Genomic DNA, 18,041 nt, shown 5'->3' on the forward strand with positions numbered 1-18,041 from the left:
GAGGAAGCATGAACGGCAAGCGAGAGACCTCTGCGAAGGCGGTGAACCGGGGCGATCCGCTCTGGTACAAGGATGCGGTGATCTATCAGCTCCATGTGAAGTCTTTCTTCGACGCCAACAACGACGGCGTGGGCGACTTCCCCGGCCTGATGGCCAAGCTGGACTACATCGCCGAACTGGGCGTGGACACCATCTGGCTCCTGCCTTTCTATCCGTCGCCGCGCCGCGACGACGGCTACGACATCGCCGAGTATCGCGGCGTGCATCCCGACTACGGCGACCTCTCCGACGTCAAGCGCTTCATCGCTGCCGCGCACGAACGCGGCATGCGCGTGATCACCGAACTGGTGGTCAACCACACCTCCGACCAGCACCCGTGGTTCCAGCGCGCGCGCCATGCCAAGCCCGGTTCGGCTGCGCGCAATTTCTACGTATGGTCGGATACCGACCAGGCCTATGCCGGCACGCGCATCATCTTCCTCGATACCGAGAAATCGAACTGGACCTGGGATCCGGTGGCGGGCGCGTATTTCTGGCATCGCTTCTATTCGCACCAGCCCGACCTGAACTACGACAATCCGCGCGTGCTCAAGGCCGTGCTGAGCGTCATGCACTTCTGGCTCGACCTGGGCGTGGACGGCCTGCGGCTGGACGCCGTGCCCTACCTGATCGAGCGCGAAGGAACGAACAACGAGAACCTGCCCGAGACGCATCAGATACTCAAGCGCATACGCGAGGACCTGAACACCTCCTACAGCGACAGGATGCTGCTGGCCGAGGCCAACCAGTGGCCCGAGGATGCCCAGGAATACTTCGGCCAGGGCGACGAGTGCCACATGTCGTTCCACTTCCCGCTGATGCCGCGCATGTACATGTCCATCGCGCGGGAAGACCGCTTTCCCATCACCGACATCATGCAGCAGACGCCGGACATTCCGGCCGACTGCCAGTGGGCCATCTTCCTGCGCAACCACGACGAACTGACGCTGGAAATGGTCACCAGCAGCGAGCGCGACTACCTGTGGGAAGTCTATGCGGCCGACAGGCGCGCGCGCATCAACCTGGGCATAAGGCGGCGCCTGTCGCCCCTGCTCGAGCACGACCGTCGGCGCATCGAGCTGATGAACAGCCTGCTGCTGACCATGCCCGGCACGCCGGTGATCTATTACGGTGACGAAATCGGCATGGGCGACAACTTCCACCTGGGGGACCGTGATGGCGTGCGCACGCCGATGCAATGGTCGCCGGACCGCAACGGCGGGTTCTCGCGCGCCGACCCCGAAAGACTGGTGCTGCCGCCGTTGATGGGGACGCTGTACGGCTACGAGGCCGTCAACGTCGAAGCGCAGGCGGGCGATGCCCACTCGCTGCTGAACTGGACGCGCCGCATGCTCGCCAAGCGGCGCCAGTACCGTGTGTTCGGGCGTGGAGCGCTGCGTTTTCTCCACCCGGGCAACCGCAAGATCCTCGCCTATCTGCGCGAGCACGAAAGCGTCGCCATCCTGTGTGTGGCCAATCTCTCGCATACGCCCCAGGCGGTCGAGCTCGACCTGGCCGAATTCGAGGGCCGCGTGCCGGTCGAGCTGATGGGGGGCACCTCGTTTCCGGCCATCGGGCGTCTGACCTACCTGTTGACCCTGCCGCCCTACGGCTTCTATTGGTTCGAGCTGAGCGCCAGCGCCGCGCCGCCGAGCTGGCACCTGGCCACCGCCGACCAGCTGCACGAATTCCGCACCCTGGTGCTGCGCGGCAAGACCGGCTACGAGCTGACGATGGAGTCGCGCCGGACGCTGGAGCACGCAGTGTTGCCCGAGTATCTGTCCCTGCGCCGCTGGTTCGCCTCCAAGAACGAGCGCATCGGCGCCGGCCGCGTGGCCTATGGCGTGCGCCTGCCCGCGCAGGAGGAACTCTATCTGGCGGAAGTGGAAGCCGACCTGGGCGACCGGCGCGAGCGCTACGTCGTGCCGCTGGGCCTGATCTGGGAAGAGACGCTGCCGCTGCTGCAGCAGCAATTGGCGCTGGCGCGCGTGCGGCGCGGCGCCCAGGTGGGCATGGTCACCGATGCGTTCAGCCTGCCCGGCTTTGCGGTCGCGGTGATGGACAGCCTGCGGCAGGGCGTGGAGCTGGAATCGCGCAGCGCAGGCGACGATGGCGGCACGGCGCGCATCCGCTTCCTGCCCGAGGCGGGACTGGCCGACGTGACCGTCGACCCGAGCGCCATCGATTGGCTCTCCGCCGAGCAGTCGAACAGTTCGCTGGTCATCGGCAACCAGGCCGTCCTGAAGATCGTGCGGCGGGTGACCGCCGGCGTCCATCCGGAAGGCGAGATGACTCGCTACCTGACGCGGATGGGCTATCGCAATGCCGCTGCGCTGCTGGGCGAAGTGGTGCGGGTGGACGAGGAGGGTACGCCCCACACGCTGATGCTGGTGCAGCAGTACGTCGGCAACCAGGGCGATGCATGGAACTGGACGCTGGATTATCTGCGGCGCACGCTGGACGATGCCGCGCTGGTCGACGAAAGCGACGAGGAATACCGGCAGGAATTGCGCGGCTATGCGGCGCTGGCATCGGCCATGGGCCGGCGCCTGGGCGAGTTGCACGCGACGCTGGCTCAGCCCAGCGAGGATCCGGCCTTTGCGCCGGTGGCGGCCGGCCCGGCGGACGTCGCGCAGTGGGCGGACGATGCCCGACAGAGCCTGGACCGCGCCATGGCCATCCTCGCCGCCCGGCAGGACTGGGGAGAGCTTGCGCCCGAGGCCGGCTTGCTGCTGGCGCACCGCGAGCACCTGGATGCGGCGCTCCGGCAACTGGGCGCCCGCCTGGACGGCGCTTGGCTGACGCGGGTCCATGGCGATTTCCATCTGGGCCAGGTGCTGGTGGTGCAGAACGACGTCTTCATCATCGATTTCGAGGGCGAGCCCGCCCGCACCATGGAAGAGCGCCGGCGCAAGAGCAATCCGCTGCGCGACGTGGCCGGGCTGCTGCGCTCGTTCGACTATGCCGCCGCGGTGGCGCAGCGAGCGCCCGATGCCGCCGTGCCCGATGCGGGCACGCTGCCGCTGGCTGGTCCCGCCGGGGAAGCGCTCGCGCAGCGCCGCAGCCTGCTGCTGGAGCGCTTCAGGAAAGAGGCGAGCCGCGCCTTCCTGGAGGCCTACCAGGAGGTCGCGGACGCGGCGCCCGTGCCCTGGGCGAGTCCCGCGGACGTAGAGACGCTGCTCCTGCTGTTCCTGATCGAGAAGGCGGCCTACGAAGTGGCTTACGAGGCCGCCAACCGCCCGGCCTGGATAGGCGTGCCGCTGCGCGGCCTGGCGGCGTTGGCCGCCCGGCTCGACCCGGACATGCAAAGGAAGGAAGAGATTGACGGACCTCAGCCCTGACGAGCCGGTTGCGCCCGCGGATATCGAACTGCTCGCGGCCGGCCGCCATGCCGATCCCTTCGCCGTACTCGGACCGCACCGCCGCGCGGACGGCGGATGGCGCATCGCCGCCTTCCTGCCGGGCGCCGCTTCCGTGCAGGCCGTGTCCGAGGCGGGCGCGGAGCTGCCGCTGGCGCATGTGCATGACGGCCTGTTCCAGGCTGGCGCGGCATCCTCGTTCATGGTCTCGGCCACGGACTACCGCCTGCGCATCCAATGGCCGTCCGCGCTTCAGGAAACTGCCGATCCCTATGCCTTCGGCCTGATCCTGAGCGATGCGGATCTCGACGCGATCGCGCGCGGCACGCACGAGCAGATCGACGCATGCCTGGGCGCGCACTGCGTCCGCATGGACGGCGTCGAAGGCGTGCGTTTCGCAGTGTGGGCACCCAATGCCCGGCGCGTGTCGGTGGTCGGCGATTTCAATGCATGGGATGGCCGGCGCCATCCCATGCGGCTGCGCTACGCGGCCGGCGTGTGGGAATTGTTCGTGCCGGGCGTGCGCCCCGGCCAGGCGTACAAGTTCGAATTGATCGGCGCGGACGGCAGCCTGCTGCCGCAGAAAGCCGACCCTTGCGCGCGCCAGGCCGAACTGGCGCCGGCGACCGCTTCGGTCGTCGCCGATCCCCAGCCGTTCGCCTGGACCGACGGCGCATGGATGGCCGGGCGCGCGGCGCGCCATGCGCCCGATGCGCCGCTGTCGGTCTACGAGGTCCATGTCGGCTCCTGGCTGCATGGCGAAGCGGGCCGGGCAGGAACCTGGGAGGAGCTGGGCGACCGCCTGATTCCCTATGCCCGCGGGATGGGCTTCACCCATCTCGAACTGCTGCCCATCATGGAGCATCCCTTCGGCGGATCGTGGGGCTATCAGCCCCTGGGCCTGTTCGCGCCCACCGCGCGCTACGGCTCGCCCCGCGATTTCGCGGCCTTCGTCGATCGCTGCCACGGCGCCGGCCTGGGCGTGATCCTGGATTGGGTGCCGGCGCACTTTCCCACCGACCCGCACGGTCTGGCCCGCTTCGACGGCACCGCCCTCTACGAATACCAGGATCCGCGTGAAGGATTTCACCAGGACTGGAATACCTACATCTACAACCTGGGCCGCAACGAGGTGCGCAACTTCGTGCGCGCCAGCGGCCTGGCCTGGCTCGAGCGCTTTCACATCGACGGCCTGCGAGTGGATGCGGTGGCGTCCATGCTCTACCGGGACTACAGCAGGAAGCCGGGGGAGTGGGTGCCCAACCATCTCGGCGGACGCGAGAACCTGGAGGCGATCGATTTCCTGCGCGAGTTGAACGAGCAGGTCCGCCGAGGGGTTCCCGGCGCGCTGATGATCGCCGAGGAGTCCACCGCCTGGCCTGGAGTCACCGCGCCGGTGGCCGAGGGCGGGCTGGGCTTTCACCGCAAGTGGAACATGGGGTGGATGCACGACACATTGCGCTATATGCAGCGCGATCCGCTGTTCCGACGCTACCATTACCACGACCTGACCTTCGGCATGGTGTATGCCTACACTGAACGTTTCATGCTGCCGCTTTCGCACGACGAAGTGGTGCACGGCAAGGGCTCGCTGATCGGCAAGATGCCGGGCGACCGCTGGCAGCGCTTCGCCAACCTGCGCGCCTATTTCGGCTTCATGTGGACCCACCCGGGCAGCAAGCTGCTGTTCATGGGCGGGGAATTCGCGCAGGAACGCGAATGGAACCACGACCGGCAGCTGGACTGGGAACTGCTGGCCGATCCGCTGCATGCCGGCGTGCAGCGCGTGGTGCGCGATCTGAACCACGCTTACGCGGCGCTGCCGGCGCTGCATCGGCGCGACGCCGAGCCATCCGGCTTCCGCTGGGTGGTGGGCGACGACGAGAGCAACAGCGTGTTCGCCTACCTGCGCACCGACGGCGAACACTGGGTGCTCGCCGTCTGCAACATGACGCCCACGCCGCTCGCCGGCTATAAGGTGGGGGTGCCGCGCGGCGGCCTCTGGCGCGAACGGCTCAACACCGATGCCGCCGACTACGGCGGTTCGGGCATGGGCAACGGCGGCGCGGTGCAGGCCGTGGACGAGCCCGCCCACGGCCTGCCGCACGCGCTGTCGCTGACTTTGCCGCCGCTGGCGACTTTGCTGCTCGAAGCCCGGGAGTAAGCAGGCATGGGCGCCATACCCGACCGCCTGCTGCCTGGCCGCCCGTTCCCGCTGGGGGCGCATTGCGACGGCATGGGGGTGAATTTCGCGGTGTTCTCCGCCCACGCGAGCCGCATCGACCTGTGCCTGTTCGACGAATCCGGCCGAAAGGAACTGCGCCGGATGCCGCTGCCCGAATGCACCGACGAGATCTGGCACGGCTACCTCCCGGCCGCCGGCCCGGGCCAGGTCTACGGCCTGCGCGCCTATGGCCCCTATGAGCCGCAGCACGGCCACCGCTTCAATCCCCACAAGCTGCTGCTCGATCCGTATGCGCGCAAGCTCGTGGGCAACCTGCGCTGGACCGATGCGCTGCACGGCTACCGGCGCGACGACCGGGGCATGGACCGCCACGACAGCGCCGCCGCCATGCCCAAGTGCGTCGTGGTGGACGATGCCTTTCTCTGGCACGGCGACCAGCGTCCCGAGTGGCCATGGGGCCAGACCATCCTCTATGAGGCGCACGTGCGCGGCCTGTCCATGCTGAGGGATGACACGCGGCCTATCGAACGCGGCACGTTCCAGGCGCTGGCCGACCCCAGGCTGATCGACCATCTGCTGTCGCTGGGCGTGACGTCGCTGGAACTGCTGCCCGTCAACGCGCACATCAACGACCGCTTCCTGGTCGAACGCGGGCTGAAGAACTATTGGGGCTACAGCAGCCTGTCGTATTTCGCGCCCGAGCCCGGCTACCTGTCGCGCGACAGCCTGGACGAGATCCGCGCGGCGGTGCGCAGCCTGCATGCGGCAGGCATCGAGATCATCCTGGACGTGGTCTACAACCACACATGCGAGGGCGACCATACCGGACCCACGCTATCGTGGCGCGGCCTGGACAATGCCAGCTACTACCGGCTCGTGCCGGGCGACGAGCGCCACTACGTCAATAACACCGGCTGCGGCAACACGATGGATCTGACGCATCCGCGGGTGCTGCAGATGGTGATGGATTCGCTGCGCTACTGGGCCGAGGATTTCCGTGTGGACGGTTTCCGCTTCGACCTGGGCGTCACGCTCGGACGCGAGGCGGGGGGCTTCGATCCCGGCGCGGGCTTTTTCGACGCCTTGCTGCAAGACCCGCTGCTGTCGCGCCTGAAGCTGATTTCCGAACCCTGGGACATCGGCCCCGAGGGCTATCACGTCGGCCATCATCCGCCGGGGTTCGCCGAATGGAACGACCGCTATCGCGACACGGTGCGCCGGTTCTGGCGCGGCGACGCGGGCGTGCGGCCGGAGCTGGCGACACGGCTGGCGGGCTCGGGCGACCTGTTCAATCGCCGGCATCGCCGCACCTGGGCCTCGGTCAACTACGTGACCGCGCACGATGGCTTCACCTTGACCGACCTGGTCGGCTATGCGCGCAAGCACAACGAGGCCAATGGCGAGGGCAACCGCGACGGCCAGGACGACAACCACAGCAGCAACTGGGGCGTGGAGGGCCCGACCGGCGATCCGGGCATCGCCGCGACGCGCGCGGCGGTGGCGCGCGCGATGCTGATGACGCTGTTCTGTTCCCATGGCACGCCCATGATGCTGGGCGGCGACGAGTTCGGCCGGACCCAGGGCGGCAACAACAATGCCTATTGCCAGGACAACGAGGTGTCCTGGCTCCACTGGAGCATGGCGGAATCGGAAGAAGGCCGGCGCATGACCGCCTTCGTCGCCAGGTTGACGGCGCTGCGCCAGGAGCATGCTTCCCTGCGCAGCGAGCGTTTCCTGCAGGACGGCCGCTGCGTGGCCGACGGCATTCCCGAGATCGCCTGGTTCGACGAACGCGGCGAGCCCATGCACGCGCCGGCCTGGAACGATCCCGAGCGGCGTGCGCTGGTGTTGTGGCGCGCGGCCGCGCAGGATGCCCGGATCGATCTCACCTTGCTGGCGATCAATGGCGATGCGCATGCCGTGGCTTTCACGCTGCCGCCCGCGCGCGGAAACTGGCGGCTGCTGGCCGACAGCGCGCGCCCCTGGGCGCCCGAGGTCGACCTGCCGGGGACGTCCATCGAACTATCGCCGCGCAGTACGGTGCTGCTGGGCAGAAGGTTGGCCTTATGAGCGAAACAACCACGCGCCTTGCGCTGCGCGGGGCCGCCGCATCCATTCCCGACCGGTTCGGCGCCTGCCTGCTCGCCCCTGGCCGAACGCGGTTCCGGCTATGGGCGCCGGCGCAGGACAGCGTCGCCGTCGAGATCGAGCCGGACCGCCCCGGCGCGCGCCGGGTTCCCATGCAGGCGGGGCCCGACGGCTGGTTCGAGGTGCAGGTCGATTGCGGCGCCGGCACCCGTTACCGCTATGGCCTGGGCAGCGGCCAGTCCGTGCCGGATCCGGCCTCGCGCATGCAGGATGGCGACGTGCACGATGCCAGCGTGGTGGTGGATCCGGCAGCCTACCGCTGGCGCCAAACGCGCTGGCGCGGCCGGCCCTGGAGCGAAGCGGTCATCTACGAATTGCACGTGGGCGCGTTCGGCGGCTTCGACGGCGTGCGCGCGCAATTGCCGCGGCTGGCCAAGCTGGGAATCACCGCCGTGGAGTTGATGCCGGTTGCCGATTTTCCCGGCGCGCGCAACTGGGGCTACGACGGCGTGCTGCCCTATGCGCCCGACCGCGCCTACGGGACGCCGGAACAACTCAAGGCGCTGGTCGACGAGGCCCACGGACTGGGGCTGATGGTATTCCTCGACGTGGTCTACAACCATTTCGGCCCCGACGGCAACTACCTGCATGCGTACGCGCCGGCCTTTTTCCGCGAAGACATGCACACGCCTTGGGGGCCGGCGATCGATTTCCGGCGTGCGCAGGTGCGCGACTTCTTCACCGGCAATGCGGCGTACTGGCTGCGCGACTACCGCTTCGACGGACTGCGCTTCGATGCGGCGCACGCCATCGCCGAGCAGGACTGGCTGGAGGAGATGGCGCACGTGCTGCGCCAGGCGACCGACCGGCAGCGCCACGTGCACCTCGTGCTCGAACACGACGACAATGCGGTCGTCCTGCTGGAGCACGAGTTCGACGCGCAGTGGAACGACGACGGCCACCACGTGCTGCACCGCCTGCTGACGGGCGAGAATCAAGGCTACTACGGCGACTACGACGAACAGCCGGCGGCGCTGCTGGCGCGCTGCCTGGCCCAGGGCTTTGCCTACCAGGGCGAGTGCTCGGCGCACCGCGGCGGCGTGCCGCGCGGCCGGCCCTCGGCGCACCTGCCGCCGACCAGTTTCGTATTGTTCCTGCAGAACCACGACCAGATCGGCAACCGCGCGCGCGGCGAGCGCCTGCTGGCCCTGTTGCGCGCGCAGGGGCGCACCGAGGTCTTGCGCGCGGCGGTGGCCTTGGTGCTGCTCGCGCCGCAGATCCCGCTGATCTTCATGGGCGAGGAATACGGCGTGGAAGCGCCGTTCCTGTATTTCACCAGCCATGGACCGGAACTGGCACAGGCAGTCCGGGAAGGGCGGCGGCGCGAATTCGCCGGCTTTGCCGAATTCGCCGACGAGGCTGCGCGCGCCGCCATTCCCGATCCCAACGAGGCTGCCACTTTCGAAGCCTCGCGGCACGGACTGCTCGACCGCGGCGCTGCGCAGGACTGGCCGGATTACTACGGCACACTGCTGCGTTGCCGGCGCGACGCGCTCGTGCCCAGCCTGGACGCCGCGCGGGCGATCGGCGCCCAGGCCCTGGGCGAGCAGGCGGTCTGGGCGCGCTGGAGTTTGGGCGACGGCAGGCTGCTGGCCCTGTATGCGAATTTCGGCGATGCCGCGGTGCCGGCTCCGACGCCGGCCGACGCGGCCGGCCTGTTGTTCGAGAGCCGCGCCGGCGCGGCGGGAGAGTTGGAGCAGGGCAGCCTGGCGGCGGTTTGCACGCTGGCCTGGATAGAGGAGGGGGCATCATGAGCCTGTCCGACCACGATCTGGCGAAACTGGCCGAATCGGCCGGCATCTGCGTCCACTGGCGCGACGCCATGGGTCGGGAGCAAGTGGTCGGGCCCGATGTGCTGCGGACCATCCTGGCCGAGCTTTGCATCGATGCCGATGTGCCCGGCTGCATGGAGGGAATGCTCAGGGAGCAGGGCGCGGCGGCGCCTTTGTACACCGCGCAGCAGGGCGAACCGGCGACCGTGCCGTGCGCGGGCGATGCCGTCCAGGTGGCCTGCCGCGTGCTGTACGAGGACGGCGGCCACCTGGACGGCATCGCCCGGCGCTGCAGCCCGGGGCAGGTCGTCCTGCCGGCCGTCGACCGCCCCGGCTATCACACCTTGCTGCTGGGCGACGCGGCCTGCACCCTCGCGGTCGCGCCTACGCGCTGCTTCTCGGTCGGGGACGCGCTGCACCGCGAGCACGCGCGTGCCTGGGGGCTGGGGGTGCAGCTCTACAGCCTGCGGCGCGATCCGCTGCACGCGGTCGAGGCGGGCAGCGCCGGGTTCGGCGATTTTACCGCTTTGCGGCATCTCGCCGAGTCGGCCGCCGCCCGGGGCGCCGCCGCCGTGGCGGTCAGTCCGGTGCACGCGATGTTCTCCGCCGATCCCCGCCGCTATAGTCCCTATGCGCCGTCCAGCCGCCTGTTCCTGAACGTGCTGCACGTGGATCCCTCCGACGTGTTCGGTGCGCAGGCGCTCGCGGCGGTCGCGGCCGGCGGCCTGGCCGCCGAGCTGGCGGAGCTGGAATCCCTGGACCTGATCGACTGGCCGCGCGCGGGACGCGCCAAGCTCGCGGTGCTGCGCGCCTTGTACGACGGGTTTCCCGGCAATGCCGGCGCTGCCGAGGTGCAGGACCACGATGCCTTCGTCCGGGCCGGAGGCGCGGCGCTGCAGGCGCACGCGCGCTACGAGGCCGTCCATGCCTGGCGGGTGGCGCTCACCGGCGAGCAATCCGGCTGGCAGCATTGGCCGGTCTCGCTGCGCACGCCGGACGGCCCCGAGGTCGAACGGTTCGCGCAGCAGCATGCCCGCGAAGTGGGCTTTCACATCTTCCTGCAATGGCTGGCCGCGCGCGGGCTGGCCGGCGCCCAGTCCGCCGCCCGCGCCGCCGGCATGCCCATCGGCCTGATCGCCGATCTGGCGGTCGGCACCGATCCGGCCGGCAGCCACGCGTGGACCCGGCAGCAGGAGGTGCTCGCCAGTCTCTCGCCGGGCGCTCCGCCCGATATCTACAATCCCAAGGGCCAGGCCTGGGGGCTGACCGCGTTTTCGCCGCACGCGCTGCGCGCCCAGGGCTATCGCGCCTTCATCGAAATGCTGCGCGCCAGCCTGGCCCATGCCGGCGGCGTGCGCATCGACCATGCGCTGGGGCTGGCGCGGATGTGGCTGGTGCCGCACGGCGCCGCGCCGTCCGAAGGCGCGTATGTCCGCTATCCGTTCACCGACATGATGAGGCTGATCGCGCTGGAGTCCTGGCGCTATCGCACCATCGTCATCGGCGAGAACCTGGGCACCGTGCCCGAGGGCTTCAACGACCGGATCGCGCAGGCCGGCATGCTGGGCATAGACGTGCTCTGGTTCACGCGCGAGGGCAACTGGCCGGGCGCGCCGTTCCGGGCGCCGCGCGACTGGTCCGCCCAGGCGCTGGCCACGACCACCACGCACGACCTGCCCACCGTGGCGGGCTGGTGGGAAGGGCGGGACATCGCCTGGCGCGAACGGCTGGGCCTGCTTGCCGAAGGCAGCAGCCGCGCGGCGGAGCAGGCCGAGCGCGCGCTCGACCGCGCCCGGCTGTGGCACGACCTCGGGCAAGCCGGCGTCGCGCCGGCGGACGAACCCGAGCCGGAACAGGCGCCCGTGGCGTCGGTGCTGGGTTTTCTGGCCCGGACGCCCGCGCCCCTGCTGCTCGTGCCGCTGGAAGACATGCAAGGACAGCAGGAACAGCCCAACCTGCCCGGCACGGTTGATACGCATCCGAACTGGCGCCGGCGCATGCCGGGCAGTGTCGGGGCCTGCTTCGACGACGCCCACGTGGCCGAGCGCGCGGACGTGCTGGCGCACACCAGGGGAATCCATGAGCGCTAAGTCCAAGCGCCGCGCCGCGCCGGCCGCCCATGCCGGAAACGCCGCGCCGGCCTCCGGCGTGCCGCGCGCCACGGTGCGGCTGCAGCTGCATGCCGGTTTCACATTCGACGATGCCGCCGCGCAAGCCGACTACTTCCATGCGCTGGGCATCAGCCACGTCTACCTTTCCCCCGTGACCTGCGCGCGCCCCGGGTCCGAGCACGGCTACGACACCGTTGACTATCGCGCCGTCAATCCGGAACTGGGCGGCGAGCCCGGCCTGCGCCAGCTGGCGGCGCGCCTGCGCGCCCTGGGCATGGGGCTGGTGGTGGACATCGTGCCCAACCACATGGGCGCGAGCAGCCACAATGCCTGGTGGTGGAGCGTGCTGCGAGAAGGCCGGGACAGCCCGTACGCCGAATATTTCGACATCGATTGGGAGCCGGAGGAACCGGCGCTGCGCGGCAAGCTGCTCGCTCCCTTTCTGGGCGAACCGTACGGACAGGTCCTGGCGGCTGGCGAGTTGTCGCTGCAGCGCGAGGAACGCGGGGACGATTGGTTTGTCGCCTACTGCGGCGCGCGTTTTCCGGTCGCGCCCGAGTGCCGGGACGAGATCGCCGCCCAGCCGCCCGGCGCCTACGACGCCTCGACCGAGGCGGGCAGGGCGCGCCTGCATGCTCTGCTCGAGCGCCAGCACTACCGGCTGGCGTGGTGGCGCACCGCGGCCGAGGCCATCAACTGGCGCCGTTTTTTCGAGGTGAGCGACCTGGTCGGCGTGCGGGTGGAGCGCGAGGAGGTGCGCCAGGCCACGCACGCGCTGATCTTCCGCCTGTACGCCGAGGGCCTGATCGACGGCGTGCGCGTGGATCATATCGATGGCCTGGCCGACCCGGCCGGCTATTGCCGCTACCTGCGCGAAAATCTCGGCGAACTCAATGCGCAGCGGCCGTCCGAATGCCCGCAGGACGTCCCCTACATCGTGGTCGAGAAAATCCTTGCCGACGACGAGCCCTTGCCCGCGGGCTGGCGCGTGCACGGCACGACCGGCTACGACTTCATGAACGATGCCGGCGCGCTGCTGCATGCGCCGGACGGCGAGATTCCGTTGACAGCGCAATGGCAGGCCGTTTCGGGAGAGACGCGCGATTTCCGCGCGCTGGTGCTGGAGGTGCGGCGCAAACTGGCGGCGCAGAATTTCGCCGGGGAGTGCGAAGCGCTGGTGCGCGTGCTGCATCGCATTGCCGGCGCGGACCTGGCCACGCGGGACTGGGCGCCCCCCGCCATCCGCCGGGTGCTGACCGAGCTTTTGGTGCATTTTCCGGTGTATCGCACCTATGCCGCGGGCGAGGCGCCGCCGGCGGCCGACGGCATCGCCATGGGAATCGCCGCGCGCGGCGCGCGCCGCGCATTGCGGCGCGCCGAACATGGACTGCTGGACTTGCTGGTGGATTGGCTGGGCCGGGCGCCCGATCCGGCCATCGCGCCAGCCTTGCGGGCCTGGCGGCACGAAGCGATCCGCCGTTTCCAGCAAGTGACCGCGCCGCTCGCGGCCAAATCCGTGGAAGACACCGGTTTTTACCGCTACGGCAGACTGCTGTCGCGCAACGAAGTCGGCTCCGATCCCGGCGTGTTCGCGCTCGATGCCGAGGGCTTTCACCGCAAGGTGCTGGCCCGCGCGGCGCACACGCCCGACGCCATGCTCGCCACCGCCACGCACGATCACAAGCGCGGCGAGGACCTGCGCGCGCGCCTGGCGGTGCTCAGCGAACTGAGTCCGGAGTGGCTGCGCCTGGTGGCCGGATGGATGCGCCGCCACGACATCTACCGATCCCGGGAGGGACCCAGGCCCGCGGCCGCGGACGAATACATGCTCTACCAGATGCTGTTCGGCGCCTGGCCGCTGGACTTGCAGGTGGAGGACGCGGAGGGCCTGCGCGCCCTGGGGGACCGCGTCGCGGAGTGGCAGACCAAGTCGCTGCGCGAGGCCAAGCTCAGGTCGAGCTGGGTTCTGCCGGCCGACGAGTACGAGCAGGCCTGCCATGGCTTTCTGCGCGCGGTGCTGGATCCGCGCCGCAACGGCCGCACCCTGCTCGAGCTGGCGTCGCTGGCCGCGCGGGCCGGCGCGGCCGGCGCGCTCAACGGCCTGGCCCAGACGCTGCTCAGGATGACCGTCCCGGGCGTGCCGGATCTGTACCAGGGCACGGAACTGTGGGATTTCAGCCTGGTGGACCCCGACAACCGTAGGCCGGTGGACTACGCACTGCGCCGCGCGATGCTCGAGGACGCGGCGCACGCCGATCCCGCCGCGCTGGTCGCGCGCTGGCGGGACGGCGGTATCAAACAGGCCCTGGTCCGGCGGACGCTGGAGCTGCGCCGCCGGGAGCCGGACCTCTTCCGGCGCGGCGACTACCTGCCGCTGGTCGTTCAGGGCGATGCGGCCGGCTCGGTGCTGGCGTTCGCGCGCCGCTACCGGCAGCGGCTGGCGGTCGTGGTCATGCCGCATTGCGCGGCCGATCTCGTGCTGGCCGCGGCTGCCTCGCCCGTGCCCCACGTCCCCGCTCAAGCCTGGGGCGATACGGCTGTCTCCGTGGCCGGGCTGACTTCCGAGCGCGTCCTGCGCCATGCGCTAGGAGGCTCCGATTGCCGCATCGAAGGCGGCGCGCTGGCCGTGGGAGATGCCTTGGCGCAGTTCCCCGTGGCCCTGCTGTACTCCTGAGGGCGCGGCGCGAGAACCATTTTTCCCCGCTTTGTTCCGGCGCGATGCCGGAACCTCTACACTTGCGCTGCTTGATGGGGGGTCCATCAAAAATCGGCAACGCAAACGATGCGAGGGGGTGTTCCATGGCGGGTTCCTATTTTCCATCCTGGCGCGAACAGTCGGGCAGCATAGAGGGGCGCGTGATCGCGCCGGACGAACGCCTGCCCTGGCCGCAGATGCTGGCGATGGGCGTGCAGCACGTGGTCGCGATGTTCGGCTCCACCGTGCTCGCGCCGCTGCTGATGGGCTTCGATCCCAACCTGGCGATCTTCATGTCGGGCATCGGCACGCTGCTGTTCTTCGCGGTGGTCGGCGGGCGGGTGCCCAGCTACCTGGGGTCGAGCTTCGCCTTCATCGGGCTGGTGATCGCCGTGACGGGCTACGGCGGCAGCGGGCTGAACGCCAACATCGGCGTGGCGCTCGGCGGCATCATCGCCTGCGGCGTGGTGTACACCTTGATCGGCCTCGTCGTCCAGGCCTCGGGCACGGGCTGGATCGAGCGCCTGATGCCGCCCGTGGTTACCGGCGCGGTGGTGGCGGTGATCGGGCTGAACCTCGCGCCCATCGCGGTCAAGGGCGTGTCGGCCCAGGCTTTCGACGGCTGGGTCGCGCTGGCCACGGTACTGTGCGTGGGCGGCGTGGCGGTGTTCACGCGCGGCATGATGCAGCGTCTCCTGATTCTGGTCGGACTGCTGCTGGCCTACGTGTTGTACGTCGTGCTGACCAATGGCATGGGCCTGGGCAAGCCCATCGATTTCACGCCGGTCGCCCAGGCCGCCTGGCTGGGAATGCCGCATTTCACCACGCCCGAGTTCCGGCTCGACGCAATGATGCTGATCGCGCCGGTGGCCGTCATTCTGGTGGCGGAGAACCTCGGCCACCTCAAGGCGGTGAGCGCGATGACCGGCTACAACCTCGACCGCTACGTCGGCCGCGCCTTTATCGGCGATGGCCTGGCCACGGTGGTGTCGGGCAGCGTTGGCGGCACGGGGTTGACCACCTATGCCGAGAATATCGGCGTGATGGCCGTCACCCGCATCTATTCCACGCTGGTATTCGTGATCGCCGCCGCCATCGCCGTCCTGCTGGGCTTTTCGCCCAAGTTCGGCGCGGTCATCCTGACCATTCCGGGGCCGGTGCTGGGGGGCGTCTCCATCGTCGTATTCGGGCTGATCGCGGTGGCCGGCGCCCGCATCTGGGTCGAGAACAAAGTCGATTTCTCGAACAACCGCAATCTCATCGTGGCGGCGGTCACGCTGGTGCTGGGCGCGGGCGATTTCACGCTGCATTTCGGCGGTTTCTCGCTGGGCGGCATCGGCACCGCCACTTTTGGCGCGATTCTGCTGAACGCGCTGCTCGGCGGAGCCCGCCGCGGCGCATGACGAACCGGGCCGCGAGCCGCCCATGACGAAGAAACGGCAGGGCGCAAGCCCTGCCGTTTCGCCGTGGCGGTCTCGTCGGCTGCGCCTAGGAGGCCGGCAGCCTGGCCTCCCAGCGCCCCGCCTGCTGGTAGAACTCATAGCGGTTCACGCCTTCGCGGCGGCTGCCGCGTACGTCGGCGCTGGTCGTCACGTCGCACACCACGCCCTGCCCGCCGGTGGCCTGGCAGTTGTCCAGCGACCTGACCTGCAGCGATTTGGCGACGCCGGTGGCGGCCGGGCCGTCGAATCCCTGTCTGTCGTTCATCGTCTGGATCTCGCGCTGCATCGCGTTTTGGAGGGCCTGCGTGGCTTCTTCCCGGGTAGGGGCGGACTGGGGCTGGGCGAAGGCCGACGTGCAGCAGCCTGCCAGGCCCAGGGCTAGAACGAGCTTCTTCATCGCGTACTCCTTGATGCGTTTGCTTCGAGTATCCACTGTAGCGGCCCGGCCAGGGGGGCGCTGTGAGGCTTTGCATGGAATATCTACGGTTGGTAATCCGCGCCGCCTTCCTTCCTTCTGCCCGGAGGCCGCAGGATGGCGCCCGGACAGCCCATGGGCTCGCCGCGGGGCGTAACACTTCGACGTCAAGGGCGGCTCGTGCGTGAGCGCCATAATTGGGATATAAACACGCCCACACGGGTGCGCGCTGGGGCGCCCCGCGAATCAAGGATTTCCGTGAGTGATCTGTTAGACCGCCGCCTGGCTCTGCTGGACCAACCCGAGCACCGCGCGCTGCTGGCGAAGCGGTTGCACGGCATAGAAAGGGAAAGTCTGAGGGTCGATGCCGATGGCCGCCTGGCGCTCACCCCGCATCCGGCCGGCCTGGGCTCGGCGTTGACGCACACCAGCATCACGACGGACTATTCGGAGGCCTTGATCGAGCTGATCACGGGCACCCACGCGAGCCACGAATCGCTGCTGGACGAGCTGCGCGGCATCCATCGTTTCGTCTATGGCGAACTGGACGGCGAACTGCTGTGGAACCAGTCCATGCCCTGCGGGCTGCCTCCCGAACCCGAGATTCCCATCGCCTGGTTCGGCACCTCCAATATCGGCATGCTCAAGCACGTCTATCGGCGCGGCCTGGCCTATCGCTACGGCAAGGCCATGCAGTGCATCGCCGGCATCCACTTCAATTTCTCGTTCGCCGATGCGCTCTGGCCGCTGCTGGCCGACGCCGGCGAACCCGCCGGCCTGTCCGCCAAGGACCGCCAATCGGCCAAGTATGTCGCGCTGATCCGCAATTTCAACCGCTACAGCTGGCTGTTGATGTACTTGTTCGGCGCATCGCCCGCGCTGGTCGAAAGCTTCCTGCAAGGGCGGCCGCACGAGCTCGAGCGCATGGGCGAGGACACGCTGTACCTGCCTTATGCGACCAGCCTGCGCATGAGCGACCTGGGCTACCAGAACAAGGCCCAGGCCAGCCTCAAGCCCTGCTACAACGATTTGTCCACCTACGTCGAGCGGCTGTACGAGGCGGTCAGCACGCCCTGGCCGGAATACGAGAAGATCGGCACCATCCACGGCGGCGAGTGGGTGCAGCTCAATACCAACGTCCTCCAGATCGAAAACGAGTACTACTCGAGCATCCGTCCCAAGCGGGTCGCGAGCAGCGGCGAGCGGCCGCTGCGGGCGCTCGCCGAGCGCGGGGTGCAGTACGTCGAGGTCCGCTGCATGGACATCAACCCGTTCCTGCCGGTCGGCATAGACGAGTCCACCAGCCGTTTCCTGGACGCCTTCCTGCTCTACTGCGCCCTCGAAGACAGCCCGCTGTTCGCGGGCGGCGGGCACTGTACGCTCAGCGCCAATAATTTCCTCACGGTGGTCAAGCAAGGCCGCGAGCCCGGCCTGCGCCTGAACCGCGAGGGCACGGAGATCGGCCTGCGCGAGTGGGCCGACGAACTGCTCGATGCGATCGGACGCTGTGCCGGGCTGCTCGACCGGGTCCACGGCGAGGCCGGCTACACCGAGGCGGTGGCGGCCCAGCGCGCCAAGGTCGAGGATCCTGCCCGGACGCCTTCGGCCCAGGTGCTGGCCGGCCTGCGCGACAGCGGACTGTCGTTCCAGGAGTTCATGTTCGACCTGAGCCGCAAGCATGCCGACGCCTTCCGCAGCGAGCCGTGCGCGCCCGCGCAGCAAGAGGCCTTCCGCCGCGCCGCAGCTGCCTCCCTGGAGCAGCAGCGCGAACTGGAGCGCGTGCAGACGGGGGATTTCGGCGAATTCGTCGCCGCCTACCAGGCCGGCCTGCTGGGACGCCAGTAAAGCCGGGACGCCGGATCCGCCCGGGTCCGG

The 18,041-nt window shown here is 69.1% G+C and carries 9 protein-coding genes; 8 read left to right on the top strand and 1 reads right to left on the bottom strand.

The window, feature by feature from the left end; all coding sequences use genetic code 11:
• The first annotated feature begins 8 nt into the window (after nucleotides 1–8).
• The 7 genes from treS (at nucleotide 9) to PIGHUM_RS14245 (ending at nucleotide 15,712) form a co-directional block, all read left to right on the top strand.
• Nucleotides 9–3,380 carry a maltose alpha-D-glucosyltransferase gene (gene treS / locus PIGHUM_RS14215; RefSeq protein WP_187697792.1) on the top strand — a complete coding sequence of 1,124 codons (3,372 nt, stop codon included), beginning with the start codon at nucleotides 9–11 and terminating at the stop codon, nucleotides 3,378–3,380.
• Nucleotides 3,361–5,562: a 1,4-alpha-glucan branching protein GlgB gene (gene glgB, locus PIGHUM_RS14220; protein WP_124080226.1), complete on the top strand. Its 2,202-nt coding sequence runs from the start codon at nucleotides 3,361–3,363 to the stop codon at nucleotides 5,560–5,562. Before treS ends, glgB begins: the two co-directional genes overlap by 20 nt.
• A gap of 6 nt (nucleotides 5,563–5,568) precedes the next feature.
• Nucleotides 5,569–7,653 (top strand): glycogen debranching protein GlgX, encoded by a 2,085-nt coding sequence (gene glgX / locus PIGHUM_RS14225; RefSeq protein ID WP_124080227.1) that lies wholly within the window; start codon nucleotides 5,569–5,571, stop codon nucleotides 7,651–7,653.
• Nucleotides 7,650–9,485, top strand: coding sequence for a malto-oligosyltrehalose trehalohydrolase (gene treZ / locus PIGHUM_RS14230; protein WP_124080228.1), 1,836 nt, complete (start codon nucleotides 7,650–7,652; stop codon nucleotides 9,483–9,485). The genes glgX and treZ overlap by 4 nt, the downstream gene beginning before the upstream one ends.
• A complete protein-coding gene (malQ, locus tag PIGHUM_RS14235; protein WP_124080229.1) occupies nucleotides 9,482–11,593 on the top strand; it encodes a 4-alpha-glucanotransferase in 2,112 nt (703 codons plus the stop codon). The genes treZ and malQ overlap by 4 nt, the downstream gene beginning before the upstream one ends.
• Nucleotides 11,583–14,288: a malto-oligosyltrehalose synthase gene (gene treY, locus PIGHUM_RS14240; RefSeq protein ID WP_124080230.1), complete on the top strand. Its 2,706-nt coding sequence runs from the start codon at nucleotides 11,583–11,585 to the stop codon at nucleotides 14,286–14,288. The genes malQ and treY overlap by 11 nt, the downstream gene beginning before the upstream one ends.
• A 125-nt stretch (nucleotides 14,289–14,413) precedes the next feature.
• Nucleotides 14,414–15,712: a solute carrier family 23 protein gene (locus tag PIGHUM_RS14245; RefSeq protein WP_124080231.1), complete on the top strand. Its 1,299-nt coding sequence runs from the start codon at nucleotides 14,414–14,416 to the stop codon at nucleotides 15,710–15,712.
• Between the two features lie 85 nt (nucleotides 15,713–15,797).
• Here the strand turns inward: PIGHUM_RS14245 and PIGHUM_RS14250 are convergent, their stop codons facing one another.
• Nucleotides 15,798–16,148 (bottom strand): hypothetical protein, encoded by a 351-nt coding sequence (locus tag PIGHUM_RS14250; RefSeq protein ID WP_124080232.1) that lies wholly within the window; start codon nucleotides 16,146–16,148, stop codon nucleotides 15,798–15,800.
• A gap of 276 nt (nucleotides 16,149–16,424) precedes the next feature.
• Between PIGHUM_RS14250 and gshA the strand changes: the two genes are divergently transcribed.
• Entirely contained in the window at nucleotides 16,425–18,011 is a 1,587-nt protein-coding gene (gene gshA, locus PIGHUM_RS14255; RefSeq protein WP_124080233.1) for a glutamate--cysteine ligase, read from the top strand.
• Nucleotides 18,012–18,041: the final 30 nt, after the last annotated feature.

The organism is Pigmentiphaga humi, assembly GCF_900606115.1.
GTDB lineage: Bacteria > Pseudomonadota > Gammaproteobacteria > Burkholderiales > Burkholderiaceae_B > Pigmentiphaga > Pigmentiphaga humi.

Excerpts from the sequence above, each read along its gene's own strand:
- treS (WP_187697792.1), top strand. The coding sequence starts at position 9 with ATGAACGGCAAGCGAGAGACCTCTGCGAAGGCGGTGAACCGGGGCGAT.
- glgX (WP_124080227.1), top strand. The coding sequence starts at position 5,569 with ATGGGCGCCATACCCGACCGCCTGCTGCCTGGCCGCCCGTTCCCGCTG.
- treZ (WP_124080228.1), top strand. The coding sequence starts at position 7,650 with ATGAGCGAAACAACCACGCGCCTTGCGCTGCGCGGGGCCGCCGCATCC.
- malQ (WP_124080229.1), top strand. The coding sequence starts at position 9,482 with ATGAGCCTGTCCGACCACGATCTGGCGAAACTGGCCGAATCGGCCGGC.
- treY (WP_124080230.1), top strand. The coding sequence starts at position 11,583 with ATGAGCGCTAAGTCCAAGCGCCGCGCCGCGCCGGCCGCCCATGCCGGA.
- PIGHUM_RS14245 (WP_124080231.1), top strand. The coding sequence starts at position 14,414 with ATGGCGGGTTCCTATTTTCCATCCTGGCGCGAACAGTCGGGCAGCATA.
- PIGHUM_RS14250 (WP_124080232.1), bottom strand. The coding sequence starts at position 16,148 with ATGAAGAAGCTCGTTCTAGCCCTGGGCCTGGCAGGCTGCTGCACGTCG.